25 protein-coding genes, 1 other RNA gene and 1 pseudogene are annotated in these 24,464 nt (G+C 73.8%); 14 read left to right on the top strand and 13 right to left on the bottom strand.

From position 1 onward, the window contains the following. Positions 1-4 precede the first annotated feature (4 nt). Entirely contained in the window at positions 5-787 is a 783-nt protein-coding gene (yaaA, locus tag ACGFT1_RS29615; RefSeq protein WP_373912070.1) for a peroxide stress protein YaaA, read from the bottom strand. A gap of 189 nt (positions 788-976) precedes the next feature. Between yaaA and ACGFT1_RS29610 the strand changes: the two genes are divergently transcribed. The 3 genes and pseudogenes from ACGFT1_RS29610 to rnpB all read left to right on the top strand — a co-directional run bounded on the left by ACGFT1_RS29610 (position 977) and on the right by rnpB (position 3,180). Then, the gene (locus tag ACGFT1_RS29610; RefSeq protein WP_373912047.1) at positions 977-1,885 is read left to right on the top strand and encodes an AraC family transcriptional regulator; all 909 of its coding nucleotides are present in this window, start codon (positions 977-979) and stop codon (positions 1,883-1,885) included. Then, a pseudogene (locus tag ACGFT1_RS29605) lies at positions 1,882-2,709 on the top strand (DMT family transporter); the annotation flags it as partial. The gene ACGFT1_RS29610 and the pseudogene ACGFT1_RS29605, both read left to right, overlap by 4 nt. A 67-nt stretch (positions 2,710-2,776) precedes the next feature. Continuing rightward, positions 2,777-3,180: RNase P RNA component class A (gene rnpB, locus ACGFT1_RS29600), an RNA gene on the top strand. 339 nt (positions 3,181-3,519) lie between these two features. Here the strand turns inward: rnpB and ACGFT1_RS29595 are convergent. From ACGFT1_RS29595 to ACGFT1_RS29580, 4 genes are all read right to left on the bottom strand, one after another. Continuing rightward, positions 3,520-4,350: an SDR family NAD(P)-dependent oxidoreductase gene (locus ACGFT1_RS29595; RefSeq protein WP_373912069.1), complete on the bottom strand. Its 831-nt coding sequence runs from the start codon at positions 4,348-4,350 to the stop codon at positions 3,520-3,522. Between the two features lie 178 nt (positions 4,351-4,528). Then, on the bottom strand, positions 4,529-5,542 hold the full coding sequence (locus tag ACGFT1_RS29590; RefSeq protein WP_373912046.1) for a hypothetical protein: 1,014 nt from the start codon (positions 5,540-5,542) through the stop codon (positions 4,529-4,531). A 233-nt stretch (positions 5,543-5,775) separates the two neighbouring features. After that, on the bottom strand, positions 5,776-6,114 hold the full coding sequence (locus ACGFT1_RS29585; protein ID WP_373912045.1) for a MazG-like family protein: 339 nt from the start codon (positions 6,112-6,114) through the stop codon (positions 5,776-5,778). A gap of 53 nt (positions 6,115-6,167) precedes the next feature. After that, a complete protein-coding gene (locus ACGFT1_RS29580) occupies positions 6,168-6,719 on the bottom strand; it encodes a DoxX family protein (RefSeq protein WP_373912044.1) in 552 nt (183 codons plus the stop codon). 144 nt (positions 6,720-6,863) lie between these two features. Between ACGFT1_RS29580 and ACGFT1_RS29575 the strand changes: the two genes are divergently transcribed. After that, positions 6,864-7,190 carry a nuclear transport factor 2 family protein gene (locus ACGFT1_RS29575; RefSeq protein WP_373912043.1) on the top strand — a complete coding sequence of 109 codons (327 nt, stop codon included), beginning with the start codon at positions 6,864-6,866 and terminating at the stop codon, positions 7,188-7,190. Between the two features lie 121 nt (positions 7,191-7,311). Further along, positions 7,312-8,544: a D-alanyl-D-alanine carboxypeptidase family protein gene (locus tag ACGFT1_RS29570; RefSeq protein WP_373912042.1), complete on the top strand. Its 1,233-nt coding sequence runs from the start codon at positions 7,312-7,314 to the stop codon at positions 8,542-8,544. 271 nt (positions 8,545-8,815) lie between these two features. Here ACGFT1_RS29570 and ACGFT1_RS29565 read toward each other — a convergent pair whose 3' ends face one another. Together ACGFT1_RS29565 and ACGFT1_RS29560 are read right to left on the bottom strand one after the other, a co-directional pair. Beyond that, positions 8,816-9,574, bottom strand: coding sequence for an SDR family oxidoreductase (locus ACGFT1_RS29565; RefSeq protein ID WP_373912041.1), 759 nt, complete (start codon positions 9,572-9,574; stop codon positions 8,816-8,818). A 56-nt stretch (positions 9,575-9,630) separates the two neighbouring features. Further along, positions 9,631-10,695 carry a Gfo/Idh/MocA family protein gene (locus tag ACGFT1_RS29560; protein ID WP_373912068.1) on the bottom strand — a complete coding sequence of 355 codons (1,065 nt, stop codon included), beginning with the start codon at positions 10,693-10,695 and terminating at the stop codon, positions 9,631-9,633. A gap of 104 nt (positions 10,696-10,799) precedes the next feature. Here ACGFT1_RS29560 and ACGFT1_RS29555 point away from each other — a divergent pair, with 104 nt between their 5' ends. The 5 genes from ACGFT1_RS29555 to ACGFT1_RS29535 all read left to right on the top strand — a co-directional run bounded on the left by ACGFT1_RS29555 (position 10,800) and on the right by ACGFT1_RS29535 (position 15,443). Continuing rightward, a complete protein-coding gene (locus tag ACGFT1_RS29555; RefSeq protein ID WP_373912040.1) occupies positions 10,800-12,089 on the top strand; it encodes a multidrug effflux MFS transporter in 1,290 nt (429 codons plus the stop codon). Continuing rightward, positions 12,041-13,210 carry a serine hydrolase domain-containing protein gene (locus ACGFT1_RS29550; protein WP_373912039.1) on the top strand — a complete coding sequence of 390 codons (1,170 nt, stop codon included), beginning with the start codon at positions 12,041-12,043 and terminating at the stop codon, positions 13,208-13,210. Before ACGFT1_RS29555 ends, ACGFT1_RS29550 begins: the two co-directional genes overlap by 49 nt. 89 nt (positions 13,211-13,299) lie before the next feature. Then, positions 13,300-14,301 carry a small ribosomal subunit Rsm22 family protein gene (locus ACGFT1_RS29545; protein ID WP_373912038.1) on the top strand — a complete coding sequence of 334 codons (1,002 nt, stop codon included), beginning with the start codon at positions 13,300-13,302 and terminating at the stop codon, positions 14,299-14,301. Positions 14,302-14,470: 169 nt separating this feature from the next. Next, entirely contained in the window at positions 14,471-14,602 is a 132-nt protein-coding gene (locus tag ACGFT1_RS29540) for a hypothetical protein (RefSeq protein ID WP_373912037.1), read from the top strand. Between the two features lie 106 nt (positions 14,603-14,708). Further along, positions 14,709-15,443: a bifunctional DNA primase/polymerase gene (locus ACGFT1_RS29535; protein WP_373912036.1), complete on the top strand. Its 735-nt coding sequence runs from the start codon at positions 14,709-14,711 to the stop codon at positions 15,441-15,443. A gap of 45 nt (positions 15,444-15,488) precedes the next feature. On the opposite strand, the gene ACGFT1_RS29530 is transcribed toward ACGFT1_RS29535, so the two are convergent. From ACGFT1_RS29530 to efeO, 4 genes are read right to left on the bottom strand one after another with little or no spacing between them, the layout of a single operon-like run. Then, positions 15,489-16,478 carry a hypothetical protein gene (locus tag ACGFT1_RS29530; protein WP_373912035.1) on the bottom strand — a complete coding sequence of 330 codons (990 nt, stop codon included), beginning with the start codon at positions 16,476-16,478 and terminating at the stop codon, positions 15,489-15,491. Next, on the bottom strand, positions 16,438-17,310 hold the full coding sequence (gene efeU / locus ACGFT1_RS29525) for an iron uptake transporter permease EfeU (RefSeq protein ID WP_373912034.1): 873 nt from the start codon (positions 17,308-17,310) through the stop codon (positions 16,438-16,440). Before efeU ends, ACGFT1_RS29530 begins: the two co-directional genes overlap by 41 nt. A 3-nt stretch (positions 17,311-17,313) precedes the next feature. Continuing rightward, complete coding sequence (efeB, locus tag ACGFT1_RS29520) at positions 17,314-18,573, bottom strand: iron uptake transporter deferrochelatase/peroxidase subunit (RefSeq protein ID WP_373912033.1); 1,260 nt, start codon at positions 18,571-18,573, stop codon at positions 17,314-17,316. 16 nt (positions 18,574-18,589) lie between these two features. Then, positions 18,590-19,735 carry an iron uptake system protein EfeO gene (efeO, locus tag ACGFT1_RS29515; RefSeq protein ID WP_373912032.1) on the bottom strand — a complete coding sequence of 382 codons (1,146 nt, stop codon included), beginning with the start codon at positions 19,733-19,735 and terminating at the stop codon, positions 18,590-18,592. Between the two features lie 133 nt (positions 19,736-19,868). Here efeO and ACGFT1_RS29510 point away from each other — a divergent pair, with 133 nt between their 5' ends. Then, the gene (locus tag ACGFT1_RS29510; protein WP_373912031.1) at positions 19,869-20,516 is read left to right on the top strand and encodes a PhzF family phenazine biosynthesis protein; all 648 of its coding nucleotides are present in this window, start codon (positions 19,869-19,871) and stop codon (positions 20,514-20,516) included. Positions 20,517-20,691: 175 nt separating this feature from the next. Here ACGFT1_RS29510 and map read toward each other — a convergent pair whose 3' ends face one another. Beyond that, entirely contained in the window at positions 20,692-21,549 is an 858-nt protein-coding gene (gene map, locus ACGFT1_RS29505) for a type I methionyl aminopeptidase (protein WP_373912030.1), read from the bottom strand. A gap of 59 nt (positions 21,550-21,608) precedes the next feature. Here map and ACGFT1_RS29500 point away from each other — a divergent pair, with 59 nt between their 5' ends. Beyond that, a complete protein-coding gene (locus tag ACGFT1_RS29500; RefSeq protein ID WP_373912029.1) occupies positions 21,609-21,842 on the top strand; it encodes a hypothetical protein in 234 nt (77 codons plus the stop codon). A 36-nt stretch (positions 21,843-21,878) separates the two neighbouring features. Here ACGFT1_RS29500 and ACGFT1_RS29495 read toward each other — a convergent pair whose 3' ends face one another. Beyond that, positions 21,879-22,481, bottom strand: coding sequence for a hypothetical protein (locus ACGFT1_RS29495; protein ID WP_373912028.1), 603 nt, complete (start codon positions 22,479-22,481; stop codon positions 21,879-21,881). Positions 22,482-22,589: 108 nt separating this feature from the next. Between ACGFT1_RS29495 and ACGFT1_RS29490 the strand changes: the two genes are divergently transcribed. Together ACGFT1_RS29490 and npdG are read left to right on the top strand one after the other, a co-directional pair. Next, positions 22,590-23,663 carry an exo-alpha-sialidase gene (locus tag ACGFT1_RS29490; protein ID WP_373912027.1) on the top strand — a complete coding sequence of 358 codons (1,074 nt, stop codon included), beginning with the start codon at positions 22,590-22,592 and terminating at the stop codon, positions 23,661-23,663. A 37-nt stretch (positions 23,664-23,700) separates the two neighbouring features. Then, positions 23,701-24,405: an NADPH-dependent F420 reductase gene (gene npdG, locus ACGFT1_RS29485; protein WP_373912026.1), complete on the top strand. Its 705-nt coding sequence runs from the start codon at positions 23,701-23,703 to the stop codon at positions 24,403-24,405. Positions 24,406-24,464: the final 59 nt, after the last annotated feature.

Below are 24,464 nucleotides of genomic sequence, written 5' to 3'. Positions count from 1 at the left end.
CACCTCAGCGGACGTCGTCCACCAGCACGTCCAGCGACCACGCCCGGCCGGCCTTCCCGGGCGCCTCGGCCTCCACGGCGTAGCCCAGGCCCCGCAGCGCTTCCACCAGCTCGGCGGGGTTGTCCGGCGCGGCCCCGGCGGTCAGCAGTGCGCGGACGATCCGGCCCTTCGTCGCCTTGTTGAAGTGGCTGACGACCTTCCGGGTCGGCGCGTGCAGCACCCGTACCGTCGCCGTCCGCCCGGCGACCTCGCCCTTCGGCTTCCAGGCCGCCGCGTAGGCGGCGGACCGCAGGTCGAGCACCAGGCCCTCCGCGGCCAGGGCGGGCAGCACCTCGGCCATCGGCGCCCGCCAGTGCGCGGCCAGCGCGCCCAGCCCCGGCAGCTTCACGCCCATCGCGCAGCGGTAGGAGGGGATGCGGTCGGTCACCCGCACGGCACCCCACAACCCCGAGAACACCAGCAGCGAGTCCGCCGCGCGCCGCCGCGCCGCCGCGTCCAGCGCGGCCAGGCCGAGGGCGTCGTAGAGCACGCCGGTGTAGATCTCCCCGGCGGGGCGGGCGCCGGCCGTGCGCAGCCCGGCGTTCTTCGCGACCTCGCCGCGCAGTCCCTCGCTCAGCCCGAGGATCTCGCGGGCCTTGTCCTCGTCGGCGGCGCACAATTCGACCAGTTCGGTGAGCACGGCCTCCCGCGCGCCGGTCAGCCCCGGCAGGGACAGCGACTCCAGCTCCAGCGGGGCACCCTCACCCGCGCTCGCCTTGCCCTCCGAGGGGGGCAGCAGGACCAGCAACACGTACTCCTCACGTAGACCTCCGCGTCAGGGTACGGCGTACCACCGGTACGGCCTCGCCCCGGCGTCGGCGGCCGTCCGGGCCCGCACCACCGGCCCGGCCCGGCCCGGCGCGGGCCCGGCACGCGGCATGGAAGCGGACCCCGCGGGCGTTGCACCGTGGCAGACGGCACGACGAGGGGGAGTCCGATGGGGGAGCAGGACCGGGTGGAGCAGGGCCGGGCGGAGCAGGATCGGGCGGAGCAGGCGCCGGGGGAGCGGGCGCTGTGGACGCGGGCCCGGCTGGGGCGGTGCGGACCCCCGCTCGACCTGCTGACCGCGAACTTCCGGCGGCACGTGTACGCCCCGCACGCCCACGACGAGTACACGATCGGCGTCTGCGTCGGCGGCTCCGAGGTCATCGCCTACCGGGGCGGCCACGTCCGTACCGGCCCGGGCACGATCATCGTCCTCGAACCCGGCGAGATGCACACGGGCGGTCCCGGCAACCCCACCGACGGCTACGCCTACCTCGCCCTGTACGCCGAGCCGTCCCTGCTGGCCGACGGCACCGGCGGCGGCCTGCCGCACTTCCGCGAGCCACTCGTCGACGACCCCGCGCTGGTCAGGGCCCTGCGCACCGCCCACACGCAGCTCAGCGCCCGCCCCGACCCGCTGGAGACCGAGTCCCGGCTGCCCTGGCTGCTGACCGCCCTGGCCCGGCGCCACTCCACGGCACGCCCGGTGGCCGACCGCGTCCCCGGCGCCGCCGCCATAGCCCGTACGGTCCGCGACCGCCTCGCCGGCGAACTCGCCGACCCGCCGTCCCTCGCCCTCCTCGCCACCGACCTCGGCCTGTCCCGCTACCAGCTCCTGCGGGCCTTCCGTACGACCATGGGGATACCCCCGTACGCCTGGCTCGCCCAGCACCGGGTGGCCCGCGCCCGCACCCTGCTCGGCACCGGCCTGCGTCCGGCCGAGGTCGCCCCTCTCGTCGGCTTCGCCGACCAGGCGCACCTGACCCGCTGGTTCCGCCGGGTGCTCGGGGTGACCCCGGCGGTCTACCGCAACAGCGTTCAAGACACCCCGGGGCGCGCCGGCCGAGACTCGACCCCATGACTGCACGCGGCTGGTTCCTGTTCTCCCTGATGGGAGTGGTCTGGGGCATCCCCTATCTGATGATCAAGGTGGCGGTGGACGAGGTGTCCCCGCCGGTGGTGGTGTTCACACGCTGCGCGCTCGGCGCGGCCCTCCTGCTCCCGTTCGCCGTGCGCCAGGGCGGCCTGCCCGCGTCCGTGCGGGCCCACTGGCGGCCCCTGCTGGCCTTCGCGGTGCTGGAGATCATCGTCCCCTGGTTCACCCTCACCGACGCCGAACGGCACCTGTCCAGCTCGACGGCCGGCCTGCTCATCGCGGGCGTACCCATCGTGGGCGTGATCGGGGCGCGGCTGCTGGGGGACACCGAACACCTCGGCGTCCGCCGGGTGGCCGGCCTGGCACTGGGCCTCGCCGGCGTGACGGTCCTGACCCTGCCGCACCTCACCGGCGGGGACGCGCGCTCGCTGGTGGAGGTCCTGCTGACCGTGCTGGGCTACGCGACGGCGCCCCTCATCGCCGCCCGCCGTCTCAAGGAGGTCCCTTCCCTCCACCTCACCGCCGCCTGCCTGACGCTGGCCGCGCTGGTCTACGCCCCCGTGGCCGCGCTCACCCGCCCGGCCGCCGTCCCGTCCGCCACGGTCCTGGCCTCGCTGGCCGGTCTGGGCGTGATCTGCACGGCGGTGGCGTTCGTGGCGTTCCTGGAACTGATCCGGGAGGCCGGCCCCACCCGGGCGACCGTGATCACCTACGTCAACCCGGCGGTGGCGGTGGCGGCGGGCGCGCTCTTCCTGGACGAGCCGCTGACCCTGCCCGTACTGGCCGCCTTCGCGCTCATCCTCGCCGGCTCGGTCCTGGCGACGGCCGCCGGTCCGCGGCGGGGCACACGCCCGGTACCATGGTCGACACGGCAGACGAGCCGGGCGGACGGCCGCGTGGAATCCCTCAGGGGGCTCCCCGAGGAACGTCCGGGCTCCACAGGGCAGGGTGATGGCTAACGGCCACCCGGGGTGACCCGCGGGACAGTGCCACAGAAAGCAGACCGCCGGGGATCTCGGTCCTCGGTAAGGGTGAAACGGTGGTGTAAGAGACCACCAGTGCCCAGGGTGACCTGGGCAGCTAGGTAAACCCCACCCGGAGCAAGGTCAAGAGGAGCGCCGTGAAAAGCGCTCTGCGCGGACGTTCGAGGGCTGCCCGCCCGAGTCCGCGGGTAGACCGCACGAGGCCGGCGGCAACGCCGGCCCTAGATGGATGGCCGTCGCCCCGGCCGCCGCGAGGCGACCGGGGAACAGAACCCGGCGTACAGCCCGACTCGTCTGCCGCCACCTGCGGCTCCGCTTCGCCTGCGCCGAACCGGTGTCCGCCGGGGGACCGGGGCTCCCTGGCAGGAGGAGTCATATACCGGGCTTCAGCCGGCCGTGCCCTGAAGGACCGGTGACGTCCGCGAACTCGTCGGGAGCCGGATCCGTTCGGCCGTGTCCGGGGCCGGTGGCAGGTCGTGCAGGCGCCGCTCGCGGTCCACAGCGACAGGAACCCGGTGATCCTGTGCGCCGAGTCGTCGTACGCGGTTACGGCGACGGAGGAGGACGGACGCCCCGAGCGCGGGGACAACGGCCCCCCACCCGGGCGCAGGTCCGCCCACCCCGTGCGGCAGATGCTCAGCCGGCGGCGCCGGAGCCGTCGTCGTCGCGTGGCGTGATGTGGAAGTCGAACGCCAGCGTCCCCGGGTCGAGGGCCGTCGTCCCGCCGTCGACGGTGAGGACCGCGCCGTTGACGTAGGACGCCGCCGGGGAGAGCAACCAGTCGATGGCCTGCGCGATCTCGCGCGGCTCGCCCGGCCGTCCCGCGGGCAGCGACCTGGTCGCCTCCTCGTAGGCGGCCTGCACTCCACCGCGCAGGCCGGCCTCCTCGGCGAAGCGCGCCATGCGCCGGTCGGCCATCTCCGTCCGTACCCAGCCGGGGCACACGGTGTTGGCACGCACCCCGTACCGCCCGTAGTCGACGGCCACGGAACGGCAGAGCTGGAGCAGGGCCGCCTTGGAGGTGGCGTACGGGGCGTTGCCCGCGCCGTTGCGCAGCGCGGAGACCGAGGCGACGGCGACCACCGCTCCCTTGGACTCCAGCAGGTACGGCAGGGCCGCGCGCAGCAGCAGCAGCGGACCGGTGACATTGGTGCGCATCACGTCGTCCCAGTCCTGGAGCGACAGGTCACCCACGGCTCCGCCGCGCCCGATCCCCGCGTTCAGCACCACTCCGTCGATCCGTCCGTGCTCGGCCAGGGCCGCCCGGACGAGCCCCTCGGCCGCGTCGGGCTCCCCGGCATCGGACGGATGCGCCAGCGCCCCGATCTCCCGGGCGAGGCGCCGCAGGGGTTCGGGCCGGCGTCCGGAGACGACCACGTGGTGGCCTCCCTCGCGCAGCAGCCGGGCCGTGGCCTCCCCGATGCCCGTGCCTCCGCCGGTCACGACGACAACCCGCTTGTCCGCCAACGTGGTCGAACCCCCCATCCACCGAGATCACCTGGAGCATCCGACTCTAGGGCCGGCGGCTCCGCCTCCGGCGACTTCCGGCCAGGGGCGCGGGCATGGGCAGGACATGGACAGGTGGCAGCCCGCACGGTCGCTCACCGCGCGGGTGGGGAGCCCGCTCCAGGCGCGTTCGGTGTGATCAGGACGCGTCCTGCGGGAGGTCCCGGCCGGCGAGGCCGCTCTCGGCGAAGTCCGCGTCGCTCGGCCCCGGGCCGCCGGCGAAGAAGCCCTGCATGAGGGCGTTCAGGTCCAGCTTCTTGGCCCCGGCCGGAACGGTGGGCCTGGTGCCCTTGCCCAGCCGCACCGTCAGGCCGAGCTTCTTGACCTTGGCGTTCTCGGCCAGCTTGGCGAGGTCCACGTCCACCTCGGTCAGCTCACCGTTCTTGAGGGTGAAGTCCGCCGTCACCTTGGCGTCGGGGGCGTCCTTGAGGTCCTTGGCCGTGGGCAGTTCCATGCCCGGCGGCAGGTCCTTCACCAGCGGGCGGATCTTGCCGAACAGTTCGGTGACGAGCGTGCGGAAGGGGGCCGTGGCCAGGACGTGCTCGGTGCCGTTGCCGCCGCCGGCCGTCTTGAGGTGCACGTGACGGGCGACGACCTCGCGGAGGGCGTTCGCGAGCTTCTTCTGCGTCTTGGCGTCGAGGGACGGGCCGGGCGCGGGACTGTCCTTCGGCCCCTGGCCGTCGGCGGTGGCCTTCTGCATCTCCTTGGTGTCGAACTTCACCCACTTGCCCGCGAGGACGTCCTTGATCGCCCCGGCCTCCGGCGGCAGGTCCGCGGCGGACGGTACGGGGCTGCCCGACAACTTGCCTATGGTGTCCATGTCGGCACGGATGTAGGCGTTGTCGCCGATCACCCGGTACTCGGCGAGGTCGCCGTCCGGGCTGCTGACCTTCATGGCCATGCCGACGAGGTCCTTCTCGTCGGACTTCTCGATCGGCTTCTTCGACTGCACGGTGACCGTGATCTTCGCGCCGCTGATCAGCTTGGCCGCGTCGTCCGGGATCTCCTCGCCGGGCGCGGGGCGGGACTTGGCGTCCAGCGCCTTCAGGGACGCGACGTCGGTGTCCACGTCGAGCTCGAAGGAGAGCGTGTTCTTCTTGCCGAGCTTCTCGAAGGCCCGGTCGAGCTTCTTGCCGGCGGAGAGCTGCTCCACCGTTCCGCAGGCGGCGGAGCCCGCGAGGACGGCACCGACGACGGCGGTGGCGGTCAGGGTCTTGCGTATGGCACTGATGATGGTCTCCTCGTGAATCCGACCACGGTGTGATCGATCAGAAGACTCATCAGTTGCTCACAAGGTTGTCCCGTCCGTCGCGCGATATCGGAACACCGGCCCGAGCACCGGCCGGTGCGTCGAATGGACGGTCCTGCGCGTGAGGGGACCGGGCGTCAGGCCTGGGTGTCGAGCGGGCGGGACCCGACCTTCTCGAGGTGGTGTTCGAAGACCCGCCGGGCGTCCGGGGTCAGGGTGCGCAGCGCCACCAGGGCCGTGATCGCCACGTCGCACAGTTCCGCCTGTACGTCCTCCCAGGTGTGGGTGACGCCCTTGCGCGGGTTCTGGCCGGTCGCGCCGATGACCGCCTCGGCGACCTCGCCGACCTCCTCGGACAGTTTGAGGATGCGCAGCAGCACCCCGTCCTGGCCGCCCTGGGCGCGGGCGGCCTCCAGGCGGGCCCACAGGGAGTCGACTGCGGGCCAGAGCCCGGCGGCGGAGTTCTGAGCGCTCATGTCCCGCAGCTTGCCATGCCCGGACGGCGGTGCCGGCCGTTCCCGGGCGGCGGTCACTCCTCGAACAGGGTCTCCTGTTCGGCCGCCTCGGCGGCCCGCGCCCGTACCCGCCTGGTCCGGGCGCCGACGACCACGGCCGTCACCGCGGCCGTCACGCCGAACGCGGCCGGCACCATCCAGGCGCGGTCGAGGACGTGCCCCAGGGCGTGGTCGAGGGAGAGGCGGCCCGGTCCGGTGACGGCGAGGCCGGCCCCGACCAGGCCCAGGCTCACCGGGTGCTCGTAGCCGCCCTCCTGGGCGAAGAAGCCGTTGGGCAGGTGGATGGCCGCCGCTCCCGTCATCGCCCCGGCCGCCGCCGCGCCCGCCGCCGGGGTCGCCAGGCCCAGCGCCAGCAGGACGCCGCTACCCGCCTCCGCCAGGCCCGACGCCGCAGCGCTGGCCTTGCCGGGCGCGTAGCCGACGGACTCCATGAACTGACCGGTGCCCTCCAGGCCGTAGCCGCCGAACCAGCCGAACAGCTTCTGCGCGCCGTGAGCGGCCAGCACCCCGCCGGCGCCCAGCCGGAGCAGCAGCAGGCCCAGATCACGTCGGTCGTAACAGCTCACGGTGACTCCCAAGCGGACAGGCGGACAGGCATACGGGCGTACAGGCTCCCTCCCGCGTTCCAGCCTGGCACCCCCGGCACCGCCCGGCCCCCGCTGGCTGCCGTTCGGGTGGCGGCCCCGGGGGAGCGGTGTGAGCCTGACGCCATGACGATTCAGCCGACCCGGCTCAGCGATCCGGCCGTCAGGGCCTTCGTGCACGCCGTGAACTCCCGCGACCTGGAGGGCTTCATGTCGCTCCTGGCGCCCGGTGCGACCATGTGCGACGACGGCTTCGACCGTGATCTCGCCGAGTGGACCGACCGGGAGATCTTCTCCTCCCACGGGCACCTGGAGGTCGACAACGAGTCGGACGGCGGCCGTACCGTCCTCGCCCGCTACCGCAACGACACCTGGGGCGAGATGCGCACCAAGTGGGTCTTCACGGTCGAGGACGACGGGCGGATCTCGCGTTTCGAGACCGGGCAGGCCTGACAGGCGCCCGCGTGCCGGGAGACGGCGGTGACGCACCGGGAATTGCTCCGGTGGCGCGTTCCCCGGCCCCACGGCCCTCCTGCGCGCCGGGCCTCCACCCGGCGCGGTGTACGGTCCCCGGGTGCGTGAAAGTTCCCGGCTCAGCCGGCGTGCCGTCCTCGGGCTGTCGGCCGCCGTCCTTCCCCTCTCCACGGCCACCAGGGCCGCCGCCGCGACCGGGGTCGTCGGCGGCGAGCGGCTGGCCCGTCCCGGCGTCCAGGTGAGCGGTGCCGCCGGACTGCCCGGAAAGCTCACCGCCCGCTCGTGGCTGGTCGCCGACCTCGACAGCGGGGAGATCCTCGCCTCGTTCGCCGCGCACCGGCGCCTGCCGCCCGCCTCCACCCTGAAGATGCTGTTCGCGGACACCGTGCTGGATCGGCTGGACCCCGCCGAGCGGTACCGGGTCACCGACGCCGACCTCGCCGACGTCCCGGCCGGCTCCAGCCTCGTCGGCGTCAAGCCCGGCATCACCTACACGGTCGAGCAGTTGTGGCAGGGCGTGTTCCTGCGCTCCGGCAACGACGCCGTGCACGTGCTCTCCCACCTGAACGGCGGCATCGCCCGGACGGTCGCCCAGATGCAGGCCAGGGCCGCGGACCTCCAGGCCCTGGACACCCATGTGGTCAGTCCCGACGGCTTCGACCACAAGGGGCAGCTCTCCTCGGCGTACGACCTGACGCTCTTCGCCCGCCACGGGCTGAAGGACGCCGCGTTCCGCCGGTACTGCGGCACGCGGACCGCCGACTTCCCGGCGGGCGGGAAGAAGACCTTCCAGATCCAGAACACCGACCGCCTGTTGACCGGGGCGTGGGGCCTGAAGACGTACGACGGGCTGATCGGCGTCAAGAACGGCTACACCAGCCACGCCGGCAACACCTTCACCGGTGCCGCCACCCGGGGCGGGCGCACCCTGCTGGTCACCGTGATGCATCCCGGGGCCGGCGGCAACGCCGTCTACGAGGAGACCGCCGCGCTGCTCGACTGGGGCTTCGGGCACGGGCGTTCGGCGCAGGCAGTGGGTCTGCTGGTGGCACCGCTCAGTGAGGGCGGGGTGAAGGCGAGTCCGCCGCCCGCGCGCAAGCCGGTACGGGCGGCGGCCGGCGCGCCCGGTACGGGGTCGGGGGGCGGCTCGGGGTGGGGGCTGGCGGAGGGCTCGGCCGGGGCGGCGGCCCTGCTGGGTGCCGGCGCCTGGGCCCTGCGCCGGCGCCGGACGCGGACGGCGGTGAACGGCGAGGCCGGCGGGCGCGGTACGGCCCGCGAGGGCGGTGAGCGCCGCAGAGGCGGCGGCCCGCCGGGAGGGCGTCACCGGAGCTGACCGGCGGGTGCGGCGGTCACCGCAGCCGAGCGGTGCGCGGCGGTCGTTCCACCCACCGGCGTGTGCCCCGCGATCGGCCACGAGGCCCACCCCGACTCCGGTCCGGTGGAACGGCCGCCGCCTTCCCCCCGAGGGAGTGGCCGCGGAATGTCGGCGCGTCAACTGTGAAGCTCTGGTGGAGGAAAGTTGAGCACACGGGCGTGACCGGCCGCAAGAGCGCGGATGTTCAAATGCCGGTTCCCGGGCGCCGAGCGGGCGGGCGCGGCCCGGCTCAGCCCCGCCCGATGTACGGCATCCCGGTCGCCAGTACGGTCGCGAACTGCACGTTCGCCTCCAGCGGCAGCTCCGCCATGTGCCGCACCGTGCGCGCCACATCGGCCACGTCCATCACCGGTTCCGGGGCCACCTCCCCGTTCGCCTGGAGCGCGCCGGTCCCCATCCGGGCCGTCATGTCGGTCGCCGCGTTGCCGATGTCGATCTGCCCGACCGCGATGCGGTACGGCCGCCCGTCCAGCGACAGCGACTTGGTCAGCCCGGTCAGCGCGTGCTTCGTCGAGGTGTAGGCGACCGAGTGCGGGCGGGGCGTGTGGGCCGAGACGGAACCGTTGTTGATGATCCGGCCGCCCCGCGGGTCCTGCTCCTTCATCCGCCGGTAGGCCGCCCGGGCGCACAGGAACGCGCCGTTGAGGTTGGTGTCCACCACGTGCCGCCAGGCGTCGTACGGCAGATCCTCGACCGGGACCCCGCCGGGCCCGAAGGTCCCCGCGTTGTTGAACAGCAGATCCACCCGCCCGAACCGCTCCACCACCGCCGCGAACAGCGCGTGCACGTCCTCGGGACGGGACACGTCGGTGCTTGCGGCGAGCGTGGTGCCCTCCGGCACCAGCGCCGCCGTCTCCTCCAGCGTCCCGGCGCGCCGGCCGGCGAGCGCCACCGACCAGCCGTGGCGCAACAGCTCCACGGCGACGGCCCGTCCGATGCCGGAACCCGCCCCGGTCACCACCGCGATCTTCGATTGCCTGTCGGTCATGGCTCCGCAGCCTAGGCGGCAGATCCGTCATACGGAATCAGGTGTCCGCCATACGGTTATCCGGCGACGCCGGCCGGCTCGTCACCCGGATACCGCGCCCCGGCCTCCCCCGGATACCGCACCCCGGTCAGCTCCCGCACCGCGTCCAGCGTGCGCATCACCGCGAGCGTGCCCTCCAGCGGCACCAGCGGCGACTCCTTCTCGCCCGCCCGCAGCGCCCGCATGACCTCCCGCGCCTCGTGCCGCATGCTGTCGCGCGGCCCGTCGGCCGGGTCCGCGGTGAACTCCTCGGGGTCACGGCCGTCCCGGTGCAGCACGAACCGGTCCGGGTGGAAGAAGCCGGACGGGACGTCGATCCGGCCGCGCGAGCCGGTCACCGACGCGGTGGCCGCCGTAGCGCCGTCGATGGAGCAGTGCAACGAGGCCAGCGCGCCGCCGTCCCAGGACAGCACGGCCCCCGTCTGGAGGTCGACGCCCTCCGGGGACAGCACCGCGCTCGCGGTGACGCCGTCCGGCTCACCCAGCAGCAACTGCGCGAAGGACACCGGGTACACGCCCAGGTCCAGCAGCGCCCCGCCGCCCAGCGCCGGGTCCCGCAGCCGGTGGTCCGCGGCGAAGGGCCCGGCCAGCCCGAAGTCGGCCTGCACGGTGCGCACCTCGCCGATCGCCCCGTCCTCCACCAGCGTCTTCAGCCGCCGCACCAGGGGGTTGCAGTACATCCACATCGCCTCCATCAGGAAGCGGTCGTGCTCCCGCGCCAGCGCGACGAGTTCCTCCGCCTCGCGCAGGTTGAGCGTGAACGGCTTCTCGCACAGCACGTTCCGCCCCGCCGCCAGGCACAGCCCGGCCGCCGCCCGGTGCGCGGTGTGCGGGGTGGCGACGTACACGACGTCGACGTCCTCGTCCGCCGCCAGCGACTCCCAGTCGCCGTACGCCCGCGTCACCCCGAACCGGTCGGCGAACGCCCGCGCCGACTCGGGCCGGCGCGACGCCACCGCCACGAGCTCCGGCGCCGGCCCCGCCGCGGAGCCGTCGCCCGACGCGGCCACCAGATCCGCCGCGAACGCCGCCGCGATCCCGCCGGTCGCCAGGATCCCCCACCGCACGCCCCGCTCCGCCATGCCCGCCCCACCCTCGCTCACCAGTACCCCGGCAGTGTGTACGAGCTGAGAGCATAGGCGCCGGTACGGCACGAGAGCCGGTCCAGTAGGAGAGGGAGGGACACATGCCCGAGCACCCGGCGGCACGGACACCCGGGACGCAGCACCCGTCCACCCAGCCGAGCCCACCCGCCGACCGCCGGACCGGCCTGCTCGTCACCCTCGTCCTCGGCGGCCTCACCGCCACACCCCCCCTCGCCATGGACATGTACCTCCCGTCCCTGCCGGAGGTCACCCGCTCCCTGCACGCCCCCGCCGCCACCGTCCAGCTCACCCTCACCGCCTGCCTGGCCGGCATGGCACTCGGCCAGCTGATCGTCGGCCCGATGAGCGACCGCTGGGGCCGCCGCCGTCCGCTCCTGGCCGGCCTCGCCGTCTACGTCCTCGCCACCGCCCTGTGCGCCTTCGCCCCGAACGTCGAGACCCTGGTCGCCTTCCGGCTGGCCCAGGGCCTCGCGGGCGCGGCCGGCATCGTCATCGCGCGGGCCGTCGTACGCGACCTGTACGACGGTGTGGCCATGGCCCGCTTCTTCTCCACCCTGATGCTGATCTCGGGGGTCGCCCCGATCGTGGCGCCGCTGATCGGCGGGCAGATCCTCCGGGTGACGGACTGGCGGGGCGTGTTCGCCGTCCTCACCGTCGTGGGCGCCCTGCTCGCCGCCGTCGTCCGGTGGCGGCTGCCCGAGACGCTGCCACCCGCCGACCGCCACGGCGGCGGGACCGGCCAGGCCCTGCGCGCCATGCGCGGCCTCCTCGCCGACCTGCCCTTCACCGGTTACACGCTGGCCGGCGGCTTCGCCTTCGCCGCGCTGTTCGCCTACATATCCGCCTCGCCGTTCGTCATCCAGGAGATCTACGGCGCCTCCCCGCAGACCTTCAGCCTGCTGTTCGGCGTCAACTCGGTCGGCCTGATGATCGCGGGCCAGATCAACGGCAAGGTGCTCGTGGGCCGGGTCAGCCTGGACAAGGTCCTCGCCACCGGCCTCGCGGTCATCGTGCTCGCCGCCACCGCCCTGCTCCTGATGGCCACGGGCACCTTCGGCGACGTCGGCCTGGCGCCCGTCTCCGCCGCCCTGTTCGTCCTGATGTCGGCCATGGGCATCACCCTGCCCAACGCCCAGTCCCTCGCCCTGCTGCGCACCCGGCACGCCGCCGGCTCCGCCTCCGCGCTGCTCGGCACCACCTCCTTCCTCGTCGGCGCGGTCGCCTCCCCGCTCGTCGGCGTCGCCGGGGAGCACACCGCCGTTCCCATGGCGATCGTCCAACTGGCGGGCGCACTGGTCGCCGCGGCCTGCTTCGTGGGAATGTGCCGTCCCTGGAACATCCGTACGGCGCCGGAGGGAGCGGACAACTGAGCGCACCGAGACTGCGTACCGGCACGCCCGAGCGAGCCGGGCTCGACCCCACGGAACTCGGGCGTCTGACCGACGACGTGCACGCCCTGACCACCGGCGTCCGCCCCTGGGCGGCCGGCGCCGTCGTGGTGGCCGGACGCGGCCCCGTGGTCGCCGTGGCGGAGGCCGCGGGCTGGGCGGTGCGCTACAGCGCCTACGACCCGAAGACCGACAACGCTGTCGCGCTGCCGTCCCACTCCCGGGTCCCGGCCACCGTCGACACCCCCTTCGACCTGGCCTCCCTCACCAAGCTGTTCACCTCCGTCGCCGCCGTGCAGCAGATAGAACGCGGCACCCTCGGCATGGACGCCCGGGTCGGCGCCTACCTGCCCGAGTTCACCGGAGCCGCCGCCTACGGCGTCACCGTGCGCCAGCTGCTCACCCACACCTCCGGGCTGCGCCCCGAGCTCCCGCTGTACGACTGCCCGGACGAGCGCGCCCGCCTCGCCCTCCTGCGGAACACCGCCCCGACGGCGGAACCGGGCACCTACCGGTACTCCGACCTGAACATGCTCCTGCTCCAGTTCGTCCTGGAGCGCATCACCGGCCGCCCCCTCGACGTCCTCGTCCAGGAGGGCATCACCCGCCCGCTCGGCATGACCGCCACCGCCTTCGGGCCCTGCCCCGGCGCCGCGGCCACCGAGGACCAGCGCCGGCCCTGGGCCAAGGCCGACCGGGGCATGCTGCGCGGTGTGGTCCACGACGAGAACGCCTGGGCGCTCGGCGGGGTCGCCGGCCACGCGGGCCTCTTCTCCACCGCTCCCGACCTGGCCGTCTTCTGCCGCGCCCTGCTCGCCGGCGGCTCCTACGGCCCCGCGCGCATCCTCGGCGCCGACTTCGTGGAGCTGCTGTTCACCCCGCCCGGGCTGGGCTTCGCCCTGGACCAGCCGTGGTTCATGGGCGAACTGGCGGGCCGCGGCGCGGCGGGCCACACCGGCTTCACCGGCACGTCCCTGGTCCTGGACCCGGCGACGGACACGTTCCTCGTCCTGCTGGCGAACACGGTGCACCCACGGCGCCGCCCGGCGGACAGCACCCCGAGAGCGGCCCTGGCGACCCGGCTGGCCCGAGCGGTGATCTGAACCCGGCGCCGCCCCGCCACCGCCCTCCCGTCCCCCGCACCCCGCCCCTCCCGCACCGCCCTCACCCCCCGCCCTCGTACAATCGGCAGGTGAACCACCCCGTATCCCCGTCCCCGGCCGAGACTCTGCGCGGGGCCCTCGGTGGGCTGCTGGCCGGGTTGCCGCCGTCGCGGGTCGCCGGAGCCGTGGAGCGGCTGATCGCCAATTACCGCGGCGACACCCCCACCCACGCACCGATCCTCCGCGACCGCGCCGACGTCGCCGCGTACGCCGCCTACCGGATGCCGGCCACCTTCGAGGCGGTCCGCTCGGCGCTGGCGGCGTTCGCCGACGCCGTGCCCGGCTGGGTGCCCGCCGGGCACGTGGACGTCGGCGGCGGCACCGGCGCCGCGACCTGGGCGGTCACCGCCACCTGGGACGGCACCCGCCCGGTGACGGTGCTGGACTGGGCGGAGCCCGCGCTCGCCCTCGGCCGGGAGCTGGCCGCCGCCAACCCGGCCCTCGAGGGCGCCCGCTGGCAGCGCGCCCGCATCGGCACCGGCCTCGCCCTGGACGACACCGACCTGGTCACGGTGTCGTACGTCCTCAACGAACTCGACGCGGCCGACCGGGCCGCCCTCGTCGACGCGGCCGCGAGCGCCGCGCGGGCCGTCGTGATCGTCGAGGCCGGCACCCCCGCCGGCTACGAGCGGGTCATCGAGGCCCGTGACCGGCTCGTCGGGGCCGGGTTCCGTGTCGCCGCGCCCTGCCCGCACAGCGCCGCCTGCCCGATCGCCCCCGGCACCGACTGGTGCCACTTCTCCGCCCGGGTCGGCCGTTCCTCCCTGCACCGCCAGGTCAAGGGCGGCTCGCTGGCGTACGAGGACGAGAAGTTCGCCTACGTCGCCGCCACCCGGTTGCCCGCCGCACCGGCCCCCGCCCGTGTGGTCCGGCGCCCGCAGATCCGCAAGGGGCAGGTGTTGCTCGACCTGTGCGAGGCCGGCGAGCGGCTGACCCGGACGACGGTGACCAAGCGCCACGGCGAGCTGTACCGGGCGGCCCGGGACACCGACTGGGGCGATGCGTGGCCGCCGGACGGCTCCGTGCCGTAGTCCGCGCCGCCCCTCGTTGCTTCGGTCCCCCGGTCGGCAAGTCCGCCCCCGACGCCGCCCGCCGCAGCGAGAGGCCCCGCCGGGCATTCCACGCGGGCGGCCCGGGAGGCGGGGCAGCAGCCCGTCCGCGCCACCCGGCACCGGTGACCTGGCCGCCGGCCTCAGGGCGGTGCTCCCGGCCACGGTGGACGGGCTGCTCGACCCGTGCTTCGAGGCGCCCTCGCGGGCTCCGGCCGCGGAGGGCCCGGTCGACGAGGAGCTCGGCCGCCGGTTCGCGGCGAAGCTCCCGGGCGTGCTGTGAGGGTTGTCTCGCCCGGTTGGGCCGGAACTGTCCCCATGGGCCCCGGGGCGGAGGGAAGATAGGTCGATGAGGCAAGCTGTCCGCACACAGCGAGGCGAGGGGACAGATGAGCGCGACGTTCGGCGGCCGGACCGGTCTCCAGGGCAAACTCTCCCGGTGGCTGCCGGGGCGCCGCCCGAGAGCCGCGGCCGGCGACGACGGCCGTGAGGCCCTGCTGCTCGCCGCCGCCGGGGCAGGCCTGCCGTTGGCCCCGGCCGCGCACCCCGCCCCCGGCTACCGCTGTTCCTGCGACCGCGTCGGCTGTCCCACCCCGGCCCGGCACCCCGTGTCGTTCGCCTGGCAGACCCAGTCCACCACCGAGCGCGGTCAGATCGAGCGCTGGGCCCGGCATCAGCCGCAGGCCAACTTCATCACGGCCACCGGCATGGTGCACGACGTCCTGGACGTGCCCCTGGAGGCCGGCCGCGAGGCCGTGGAGCGGCTGCTCGGCGCGGGTGTCGAGGTCGGCCCAGTCGCGGAGAGCGACGACGGCCGCATGCTGTTCTTCACCCTCACCCGCGGCACCCCCGAGGTCGAGGACGAGTGGTGGCCCTGCGAGCTGGACTGCCACCCCGAGACGATGGACGAGCACCCGGGCCTGCGCTGGCACTGCCGCGGTTCCTACGTCCTCGTGCCGCCCGCCCGGCTCCCCGGTGACGACCGCCGGGTGCGCTGGGTGCGAGGCCCGGAGCAGCCGCTGCCCGACCCGCTGACCCTGCTGGAGGCGCTCACCGACGCGTGCGCCCGGTACGCGGCCCAGGAGCCCGCCCACCCGGCCGCGGCCTGGCCGCCGCGCCACTGACCCCGTCGGCCGTGTCCCGCGCCGGCGCGCACGAGCCCCGCGCGTTCAGGCCCCCTGTCCGCCCGTCAGGCCCTGGACGCGGCCGAGGATCCGTACCGGGCCGCCGGGCGGGTCCAGCGCGGCCTCACCGGCCATCGACTCCAGCGTGAGGGACTGCTTCACGTCGCCCTTGACGAGGGCCCGGACGTCCTTGCTCGGGATCGGCACGCTCGCGCCCGGGTAGGCGGTCCGCTTCTCGAAGTGGCGCGTGGTGAAGAACACCAGCGCTCCGCCGTCCGACGTGCGCAGCGCGAGCGGCGCGTAGTCGCCGTGGGTGAGCGGCTCGTCGATGAACTGGCGTACCAGGCCGGGCTTCTCGGCCGCCTTCTTGCGGTCCGCGCGCAGCACGCTCGTGTCGCGCCCGTCCGCGAAGGTCCCGCCGCCGCTCTTGAGGTACGACGTGTACGAGGCGCTCAACGCGTCCGGCCGCACGGCCAGACCCGGGGAGCCGGCCGGTACGGCCTCGGCCCAGCCGTCCTTGTCCGTACGGAACTTCGGTACGGCGCCGGGCGCCATGAGCGTCAGGTACGCCACCTGCCACCGCTCGCCCCGGCCGTGCCGGGTGAACACCAGCACCCAGCGGACGGCACCGCCCTTGTTGCTCCGGGCGTCGGCGACGAACCAGCGCGGCCAGCCGGCCTTCTTCGGGATGGTGTACGTGACGTCCGTCAGTGCCAGCGGGGCGTGCCGGGCGTTCCCGGCGGGGCTGTTGGTGTGCCCGGCCTTCAGCCGGGCGGAGTCGATGTCGGCGACGGAACCGGTGACGTAGGGCGCGTCCAGGGAGCTGTCGTAGGCCTTGTCGGCCTTGTTGTACGCGTCGGTGAACGCGGTCAGCGCCCTGGCGGCCTCGGCGCGGGTGGCGGCCGGGAGCACCACGCGTTCCCCGTGCACCACCACACAGCCGCTCGCCGTCATCGACATAGCGGTCAGGCAGGCCGCTATGAGTGCGTTCCGGTCACGCCTGCGAAGCCGTCGACGGCTGCTTTCCCTGGTCATCCGGCTGCTTCACCTTCCCCTTACCGGAGGCGAACCCTACCGGGGAGAGGAACAGCGCGAGCACCGGGACCAGATACAGCGCCCACACCGAGACCTGGACGACCGTCGGGTCCGGCTGGAAGTTGAACACGCCCTTCAGCAGGGTGCCGTACCAGCTGTCCGGCGGGATCGTGTCGCTGATGTCGAAGGCCAGGTGGGTCAGGCCCGGGACCCAGTCGGCCTCCTGGAGGTCGTGGAAGCCGTACGCCAGTACGCCCGCCGCGACGACGACGAGCATGCCGCCGGTCCAGGTGAAGAACTTCGCCAGGTTGATCTTCAGGGCGCCGCGGTAGAACAGCCAGCCCAGCAGGACGGCCGTGGCGAGGCCGAGGGCGACGCCGACCAGCGGGCGCGGGGTGCCGTCGGAGGCCGCGTGCACCGACGCCCACACGAACAGCGCCGTCTCCAGGCCCTCCCGGCCGACCGCGAGGAACGCGGTGGCGACGAGCGCGCCCGTGCCGAGGGCGAGGGCCGCGTCCAGCTTGCCGTGCAGCTCCGACCGCAGGTGCCGGGCGGTGCGCCGCATCCAGAACACCATCCAGGTCACGAGGCCCACGGCGACGATCGACAGGGAGCCGCCGAGCGCCTCCTGCGCCTGGAAGGTCAGCTCCTGGGAGCCGAACTCCAGGGCGGAGCCGAAGCCCATGGCGATGGCGATCGCGATGCCGATGCCGATCCAGATGGGCTTCAGGGCGTCCCTGCGCCCGGTCTTGACCAGGTAGGCGATCAGGATGCAGACGACGAGCGACGCCTCCAGCCCCTCGCGCAGGCCGATCAGGTAGTTGGAGAACACGGGCTACGCCTCCTTCGAGAACAGCGTGCGGCCCCACCAGTCGCCGGAGTCCCGGACGCCGGGGGGCACCGCGAAGACCGCCGAACCCACGTGCTGGATGTACTCGTTGAGCGCGTCGTGCGCCGACAGCTTCCGCTGGAGCGGGATGAAGCCCTTGCGCACGTCCCGCTGGTAGGCCAGGAAGAACAGGCCCGCGTCGAGGCGGCCGAGGCCGTCGGTGCCGTCGGTGAACGAGTAGCCCCGGCGCAGGATGGTGACCCCGTTGTTGGAGTCGGGGTGGGCGAGCCGCACGTGCGCGTCCGGTTTCATCGCCTTCAGGAACGGCTCGTCGTGCTCGTGGGCCTTGCCGACGGGGGCGCCCTCGCGCTTGTCCCGGCCGAACACGTCCTCCTGCTCCTGGAGGGAGCTGCGGTCCCAGGTCTCGATGTTCATGCGGATGCGCCGGGCGACCAGGTAGGAGCCGCCGGTCATCCAGTCCGTCCGCGTGTCGCCGTCGCCGTCGCCGACCCACACGAACTTCTTGAGCCGGTCGGTCTCGGTGCCCGCGATGTTGCGGGTGCCGTCCTTGAAGCCCATCAGGTTGCGCGGGGTCTGCGCGCCGGGGGTGGTCGAGGACGTCTTGCCGAAGCCCAGCTGCGACCAGCGGATGGCGACCTTGCCGAAGCCGATCCGGGCGAGGTTGCGGATCGCGTGCACGGCGACCTGCGGGTCGTCGGCGCAGGCCTGGACGCACAGGTCGCCGCCGGTGCGGGACCTGTCCAGGTTGTCGCCGGGGAACGCGGGCAGGTCGACGAGGGCCTCGGGCCGCCTGTCCTTCAGCCCGAACCGGTCGAAGAGGGAGGGCCCGAACCCGATGGTCAGCGTCAGCCGGGACGGCTTGAGCCCGAGGGCCTCGCCGGTGTCGTCCGGCGGGGCCTCGGCGAGCCCGCCGTAGGCGCCCTCGCCGACCGCCTTGCCCGTGGTCATCCGCCGGGCCGCCGCCGTCCAGTCCTTCAGCATCTGCACGAACGCGTCGCGGTCGTCGGTCTTCACGTCGAAGGCGGCGAAGTGCAGCCGGTCCTGGACCGGCGTGGCGATGCCGGCCTGGTGGGCGCCGTGGAACTCCACCGCGCCGCCGGTCTCGGCGGCCACCGGGTCCACGTCGTCGCCCGTCCTGGTCATCGCCACCGTGCCGCCGGCCGCGGCGGCCCCGAGCGCGAGCCCGGCCCCGCCCCAGCCGATCAGCGCGCGACGCGACGGAGTGCTGCCCTGGGTATCGGTCATCGCCCTGCCCCTCTGCTTACTTCACGACCGCGGCGGCGAGCTTGGACAGCGGCTCGGCGAGCGCGTTGACCGCGTCCGACAGCTCCTTGCGGCGGTCCTTGCCGACCTTGTCGTAGGAGATGAAGTCGTAGCCCGTCCGGTGGGCGGGATCCGTGCGGTAGGTGTCCAGCAGCGCGTCCAGGGTGGTGAACTGCTTGTCCAGTTCCCGGGTGAGCGCCGGGTCGTTGTGCGCGGCGACCGGCTTCAGCAGCTCGTACGCCTTCTGGGCGCCCTCGACGTTGCCCTTGAAGTCGACGAGGTCGGTGTGCGCGTAGCGGTCCTCCTCGCCGGTGACCTTGCCGGTGGCGACCTCGTCGAGCAGTTCCTTGGCGCCGTTGGCCATGGACGTCGGGGTGATCTCGGCCTTGCCGACCCGCTTCTGCCAGTCCTTGAGGTCCGTCACCAGCCGGTCGGCGAGTGCCTTCTCCTCGGCGCCGATCTTCTTGTCGTGCCAGAGGGCCTTCTCCAGCCGGTGCCAGCCGGTCCACTTCTGGCCGTCCTCCAGGCCGTCCTCGCGGACGTCGACCTTCGGGTCGATGTCGCCGAAGGACTCGGCGACCGGCTCGGTGCGCTCCCAGCCGAGGCGGGAGACGGCGTAGGCCTTCTTCGCGGCGTCGAGGTCGCCGGCCTTGACCGCCTTCACGAACGTCTCGGTCCGCGGCAGCGTCTCGTCGGCCTGGTCCTGGGCGTACCGGCGGTACTCGGCGACCGCGGTGTCCAGCTTCGGGTCGCGCCGGGCGCTGCCGCCGCCGCCGGTGACGGTGAGCTTCTGCCGGACGCCGTGGCCCTTCATGCCGGGCCGGCAGGCGACCTCGTACGATCCGGCCTTCACCTCGGCGGTGAGCGTGTACCGGGTGCCCGGCCCGATGTTCTCCTTCTCGGAGACGATGCGGTCGTCGGGGAAGAGGATCTCGACCTCGGTGGCCTGGGAGCCCTTGTTCTCGATCTTCAGCGTCACCTGGCCGGCCGGCACGGACTTGGTGGAGGTCTCGCAGGTGGAGTCGGCGGCCGTGACCCGGACGGCTTCGCCGTCCTTGGCGTCACTCTTCGCGGTGCAGGCCGAGAGGGCGGTCAGAGCGGCCGCGGTGGCGGCGGCGGTGACGGTCAGTCGGACGGCTCGCATGCAGGCTCCCGGATCGCATTGGTGAGGCTGCCCTAACTTACATGAGGCTCACCTCACCCAGAACAGTGCGGGTCGTGATTCAGCTCTCGCCGGAAGATCACGGCCGGTACGGAGTCGGTGATTGAATCTCCAGGTGACTGCATACGACGTACTCCGGGTCTTCTGCGGGCCGTACGGCGGGTACGGCAAGGAGCTGGGCGTCGTCCGCGACGGCTCGCGGATGCCGGAGCGCGACGAGCGGCAGGCCCTCGCCGCCAGGCTCGGCTTCGGCACGACCGTGTTCGTGGACGATCCCGAGCGCGGGGTGATCGACCTCTACACTCCCGCCCGGCGCCCGCCGTTCGCCGTGCACGCCTGCGTCGGCACGGCCTGGCTGCTCGACGTGCCGGAGCTGGTCACGCCCGCCGGTGCCGTCGGGGTCCGGCTGGACGGCGAGTTCAGCTGGATCGAGGCCCGCGCCGAGTGGGCGCCGCCGCGCACCCTGCGCCGGTACGCCGGAGCCGCCGAGGTGGACGCGCTCGGCGCGCCCGCGCCGGCCGGGGCGGGGCTCTACGCCTGGGCCTGGGAGGACGAGGCGGCCGGCCGGGTGCGTGCCCGCGCCTTCCCGGACGGGGAGGCGGAGGCCGGGGAGGACGAGGCGACGGGCGCCGCCGCGCTGCTGCTCACCGACCGGCTGGGCCGCGCCCTGAACATCGCCCAGGGCGCGGGTTCCCAGATCCTCACCGCACCGCAGCCGCACGGCTGGACCGAGATCGGCGGGCGCGTCCTCCTCGAACGCTGACACGCGCCCCCGTTCGGGTGGATCGCGTGTGCGCACGACGACGGACGAGGACGTCCGGGCGTGACCACCGCGCCCCTGCGGGAGGAGCACCTGGCGCACCGGAACCGTCCTGGCCACGGCCGTCCCTCTTCGTGCGGGACAGAGCCCGACTTCGAAGGAGGGCGGCCGCGCGGCGTCACGGCAGGGTCAGGATGTCCGCGCCGGTCTCCGTCACCACCAGCGTGTGCTCGAACTGCGCGGTCCGCCTGCGGTCCTTGGTCACGACCGTCCAGCCGTCGTCCCACATGTCGTACTCGTGCGTCCCGAGCGTCAGCATCGGTTCGATCGTGAAGGTCATCCCGGGCCGCATGACCGTCGTCGCGTGCGGGCTGTCGTAGTGCGGGACGATCAGGCCGGAGTGGAAGGAGGTGTTGATGCCGTGTCCGGTGAAGTCCCGGACGACGCCGTAGCCGAAGCGCTTGGCGTACGACTCGATGACCCGGCCGATGATGTTGATCTGCCGGCCGGGCCTGACGGCCTTGATGGCGCGGTCCAGGGCCTCCCGCGTCCGCTCCACCAGCAGCCGTGACTCCTCGTCCACCTCACCGACCAGGTAGGTGGCGTTGTTGTCGCCGTGCACCCCGCCGATGTACGCCGTCACGTCGAGGTTGACGATGTCGCCGTCCCTGAGGACCGTCGAGTCCGGGATGCCGTGACAGATGACCTCGTTGACCGAGGTGCACAGCGACTTGGGGAAGCCCCGGTAGCCGAGCGTGGACGGGTAGGCGCCGTGGTCACACATGTACGCGTGGGCGACCTGGTCGAGCCGGTCCGTGGTGACCCCGGGCGCGATGATCTTCGCGGCCTCCGCCATCGCCCGCGCGGCGATCCGGCCGGCGGTCCGCATGGCCTCGACGGTCTCCGGCGTCTGCACCTCCGGCCCGGTGTACGGCGCCGGCGCGGGCTTGCCGACGTACTCGGGGCGGCGGATGTTTCCGGGAACCGGACGGATGGGGGACAGCTCCCCCGGGACGAGCAGCGACTGGCCAGACATACCGGCGAGTCTAGCGAGCGGGCATTGGGGGAACATGACGGTGGCGAGAGGAGCTGCCGATGGCCCTGTTCAAGAAGCGCACCGCCGGAAAGCCGGGCGAGTGGTACTACTGCCTGGAGCACCACAAGGTCGAGGAGGGCCCGGACTGCCCGGGCAAGGACCGCTTCGGCCCCTACGCCTCCGCCCAGGAGGCCGGGCACGCGATGGAGGCCGCCCGCGAGCGCAACCTCCAGTGGGAGAACGACCCGCGTTGGCACGACACGCCGGCCGGGCAGGACACCCGGGACGACTGAGCCGGCCCGTGCCGCACCCGGCCGGCCCGGCGGGGCTCACCAGGGGGCCGGCGGGGGTGCCGTCAGCGCCTCCGCCAGCCTCGACAGGCGGTCCCGCAGATGACGCCGGGCCCGTGGGCTCTCCCCGGCCGGGTTCTCCCCGGCCGCCGCGCTGACCAGGTGCTGCACGCTGTCCAGGTCCAGTTCGGCCCCCTCGGGGACGGCCAGCGTGTCGTGCGCCATGGCGGCCAGCTCGCCCCCGCCCGCGCCCAGCGCCAGCACCGTCACCCCGGCCCGCCGGGCGTCGTGCACCCGCTCCAGCAGCGGCGCGGGCTCCTCGGGCGCCACGACCAGCAGGGTGTCGCCGCGCCGCGCCGCCGCGATCCGGGCCGGCCCGACGGCCAGGTGCGCGGGATCGCAGGGGCGCACGTGATGCCGCACGAGAGTCGGGGCCAGCTCCGGTGTGCCCGACCACGCGGCCTCGTCCACCAGGTGCGCGGCCAGATGCCACGGCTCGTACGCCGGCGTGCCCACCAGCAGCAGCCCGCCCCCGTGCGCCACCACCGACCCGCGCAGCAGCCCCGCGAATCTGCGGGTGGCGCCCAGCCACTCGGTTCCGGCGAGCACTTCCCGCAGCAACGCGACCCGTACGGCGTCCATGCGACCGCATCCTGCCGTAACGGACCGTTCGTCACACCGAGTTCACACGGAATTCGCCCGGCCGGGGAAGGGGACGGGGCCCGTTCCGTCAGAAGTGAGGAGCCGTCCATGACCGACGCGACCGTCCCCTTCCGCGCGGGCCACGACGGGTACGCCGCCTTCCGCATCCCGGCCGTCGTCGCCACCGGCACCGGCACCCTGCTCGCGTTCTGCGAGGGCCGGGCCGACTCCCCGGCCGACCACGGGCGCATCGACATCGTGCTGAAACGGTCCACGGACGGCGGCCGGACCTGGGGTCCGCTCCTGGTCGCGGCGAGCAACGGCAGGAACCTGGCCGGCAACCCCGCGCCCGTCGTGCTCGACACCGGACGCATCCTGCTCGTGCACATCCGCGCCGCGGCCTCGGCCACCGAGGCCGCCATCCTGCGCGGGCAGGTCAAGGACGCGGACGGGCGCCGCGTGTGGGTGCGGCACAGCGACGACGACGGCCTCACCTGGTCCGCCCCGACGGAGATCACCGCACGGGTGAAGAGGCCCGGCTGGCGCTGGTACGCCACCACCCCCGGGCACGCCCTCCAGCTGAGCGGCGGACGCGTCCTCGTCCCCGCCAACCACACCCTGCCGCCCACCGGCACCGACACCGGCGCCGAGGCCCGGTACAACAGCGGGCACTGCCTGCTCAGCGACGACCGCGGCGCGACCTGGTACCTCGGCTACGTGGACGAGAACACCGACGGCTACGTCAACGTCAACGAGACCACCGCCGCCGAACTCCCCGACGGCCGCGTCTACCTCAATACCCGCAACGACTCGCCCTCGCCCGGCAACCGCGCCGACGCCTACTCCAGGGACGGCGGCCGGACCCTCGTGAAGCCCTTCCGCCCGCAGGCCGGGCTGAGCGCACCGGTCTGCCAGGCCTCCGTCCTCCAGCTCCGCGATCCCGACCTGCTCCTCTACTCCGGCCCGGCCGACCCGGCCGCCCGCGCCCTGATGACCATCCGCGCCTCCGCCGACGGCGGCACCACCTGGCGCACGGCGTTCACCGTCGACGGGCTGCCCGCCGCCTACTCCGACCTGGTCCGGATCGACCGGCACACGGTCGGGCTCCTGTACGAGACCGGCGACTTCGGCGCCTACGAGACGATCACTTTCCGCCGGGTGCCCGTACAGCGGCTGACCTGAGCCGCTGCGGGCCCGGAGACGGACGTAGAGTCGGGCCATGACCTCTACCGACAGCGCACAGAAGGCCCCCGCCAAGGACCCCTGGGACCTGCCCGACGTCTCCGGGTACGTCGTCGGCGTGCTCGGCGGCACCGGACCGCAGGGCAAGGGCCTCGCCCACCGGCTCGCCCGGGCCGGCCAGAAGGTGATCATCGGCTCCCGGTCCGCGGAGCGCGCCGAGGCCGCCGCCGCGGAGCTCGGCGACGGCGTCGAGGGCGCGGACAACGCCGAGACCGCGCGCCGCAGCGACATCGTGATCGTGGCCGTGCCATGGGACGGCCACGGCGACACGCTGAAGGGCCTGCGCGAGGAACTGGCCGGCAAGCTCGTCGTGGACTGCGTCAACCCGCTCGGCTTCGACAAGAAGGGCGCCTACGCCCTCAAGCCCGAGGAGGGCAGCGCCGCCGAGCAGGCCGCCGCCCTGCTGCCGGACTCCCGGGTCACCGCCGCCTTCCACCACCTGTCGGCCGTCCTGCTCCAGGACCCCGGGGTCGAGCGGATCGACACCGACGTGATGGTGCTCGGCGAGGAGCGCGCCGACGTGGAGATCGTGCAGGCGCTGGCCGGGCGCATCCCCGGCATGCGCGGCGTCTTCGCCGGCCGGTTGCGCAACGCCCACCAGGTCGAGTCGCTGGTCGCGAACCTGATCTCCGTCAACCGCCGGTACAAGGCGCACGCCGGGCTCCGCGTCACCGACGTGTGAGACCGGGCGGGCCATGGGGGACACTGGTCTCAAGCAGTGTCCCCCGCAAGGAGCCGACC

This window comes from Streptomyces sp. Y20, from assembly GCF_043195475.1.
GTDB lineage: Bacteria > Actinomycetota > Actinomycetes > Streptomycetales > Streptomycetaceae > Streptomyces.
The sequence above is the reverse complement of the archived record's forward strand: the minus strand, read 5'-3'. Positions and strand labels throughout refer to the sequence as shown.

What these genes read in the sequence shown, in the direction of transcription:
- ACGFT1_RS29610 (WP_373912047.1), top strand. Translation starts at nt 977, where the DNA reads ATGGGGGAGCAGGACCGGGTGGAGCAGGGCCGGGCGGAGCAGGATCGG.
- ACGFT1_RS29585 (WP_373912045.1), bottom strand. Translation starts at nt 6,114, where the DNA reads ATGAGCGCTCAGAACTCCGCCGCCGGGCTCTGGCCCGCAGTCGACTCC.
- ACGFT1_RS29575 (WP_373912043.1), top strand. Translation starts at nt 6,864, where the DNA reads ATGACGATTCAGCCGACCCGGCTCAGCGATCCGGCCGTCAGGGCCTTC.
- ACGFT1_RS29565 (WP_373912041.1), bottom strand. Translation starts at nt 9,574, where the DNA reads ATGACCGACAGGCAATCGAAGATCGCGGTGGTGACCGGGGCGGGTTCC.
- ACGFT1_RS29560 (WP_373912068.1), bottom strand. Translation starts at nt 10,695, where the DNA reads ATGGCGGAGCGGGGCGTGCGGTGGGGGATCCTGGCGACCGGCGGGATC.
- ACGFT1_RS29555 (WP_373912040.1), top strand. Translation starts at nt 10,800, where the DNA reads ATGCCCGAGCACCCGGCGGCACGGACACCCGGGACGCAGCACCCGTCC.
- ACGFT1_RS29535 (WP_373912036.1), top strand. Translation starts at nt 14,709, where the DNA reads ATGAGCGCGACGTTCGGCGGCCGGACCGGTCTCCAGGGCAAACTCTCC.
- ACGFT1_RS29530 (WP_373912035.1), bottom strand. Translation starts at nt 16,478, where the DNA reads ATGACCAGGGAAAGCAGCCGTCGACGGCTTCGCAGGCGTGACCGGAAC.
- efeB (WP_373912033.1), bottom strand. Translation starts at nt 18,573, where the DNA reads ATGACCGATACCCAGGGCAGCACTCCGTCGCGTCGCGCGCTGATCGGC.
- efeO (WP_373912032.1), bottom strand. Translation starts at nt 19,735, where the DNA reads ATGCGAGCCGTCCGACTGACCGTCACCGCCGCCGCCACCGCGGCCGCT.
- map (WP_373912030.1), bottom strand. Translation starts at nt 21,549, where the DNA reads ATGTCTGGCCAGTCGCTGCTCGTCCCGGGGGAGCTGTCCCCCATCCGT.
- ACGFT1_RS29500 (WP_373912029.1), top strand. Translation starts at nt 21,609, where the DNA reads ATGGCCCTGTTCAAGAAGCGCACCGCCGGAAAGCCGGGCGAGTGGTAC.
- ACGFT1_RS29495 (WP_373912028.1), bottom strand. Translation starts at nt 22,481, where the DNA reads ATGGACGCCGTACGGGTCGCGTTGCTGCGGGAAGTGCTCGCCGGAACC.
- ACGFT1_RS29490 (WP_373912027.1), top strand. Translation starts at nt 22,590, where the DNA reads ATGACCGACGCGACCGTCCCCTTCCGCGCGGGCCACGACGGGTACGCC.
- npdG (WP_373912026.1), top strand. Translation starts at nt 23,701, where the DNA reads ATGACCTCTACCGACAGCGCACAGAAGGCCCCCGCCAAGGACCCCTGG.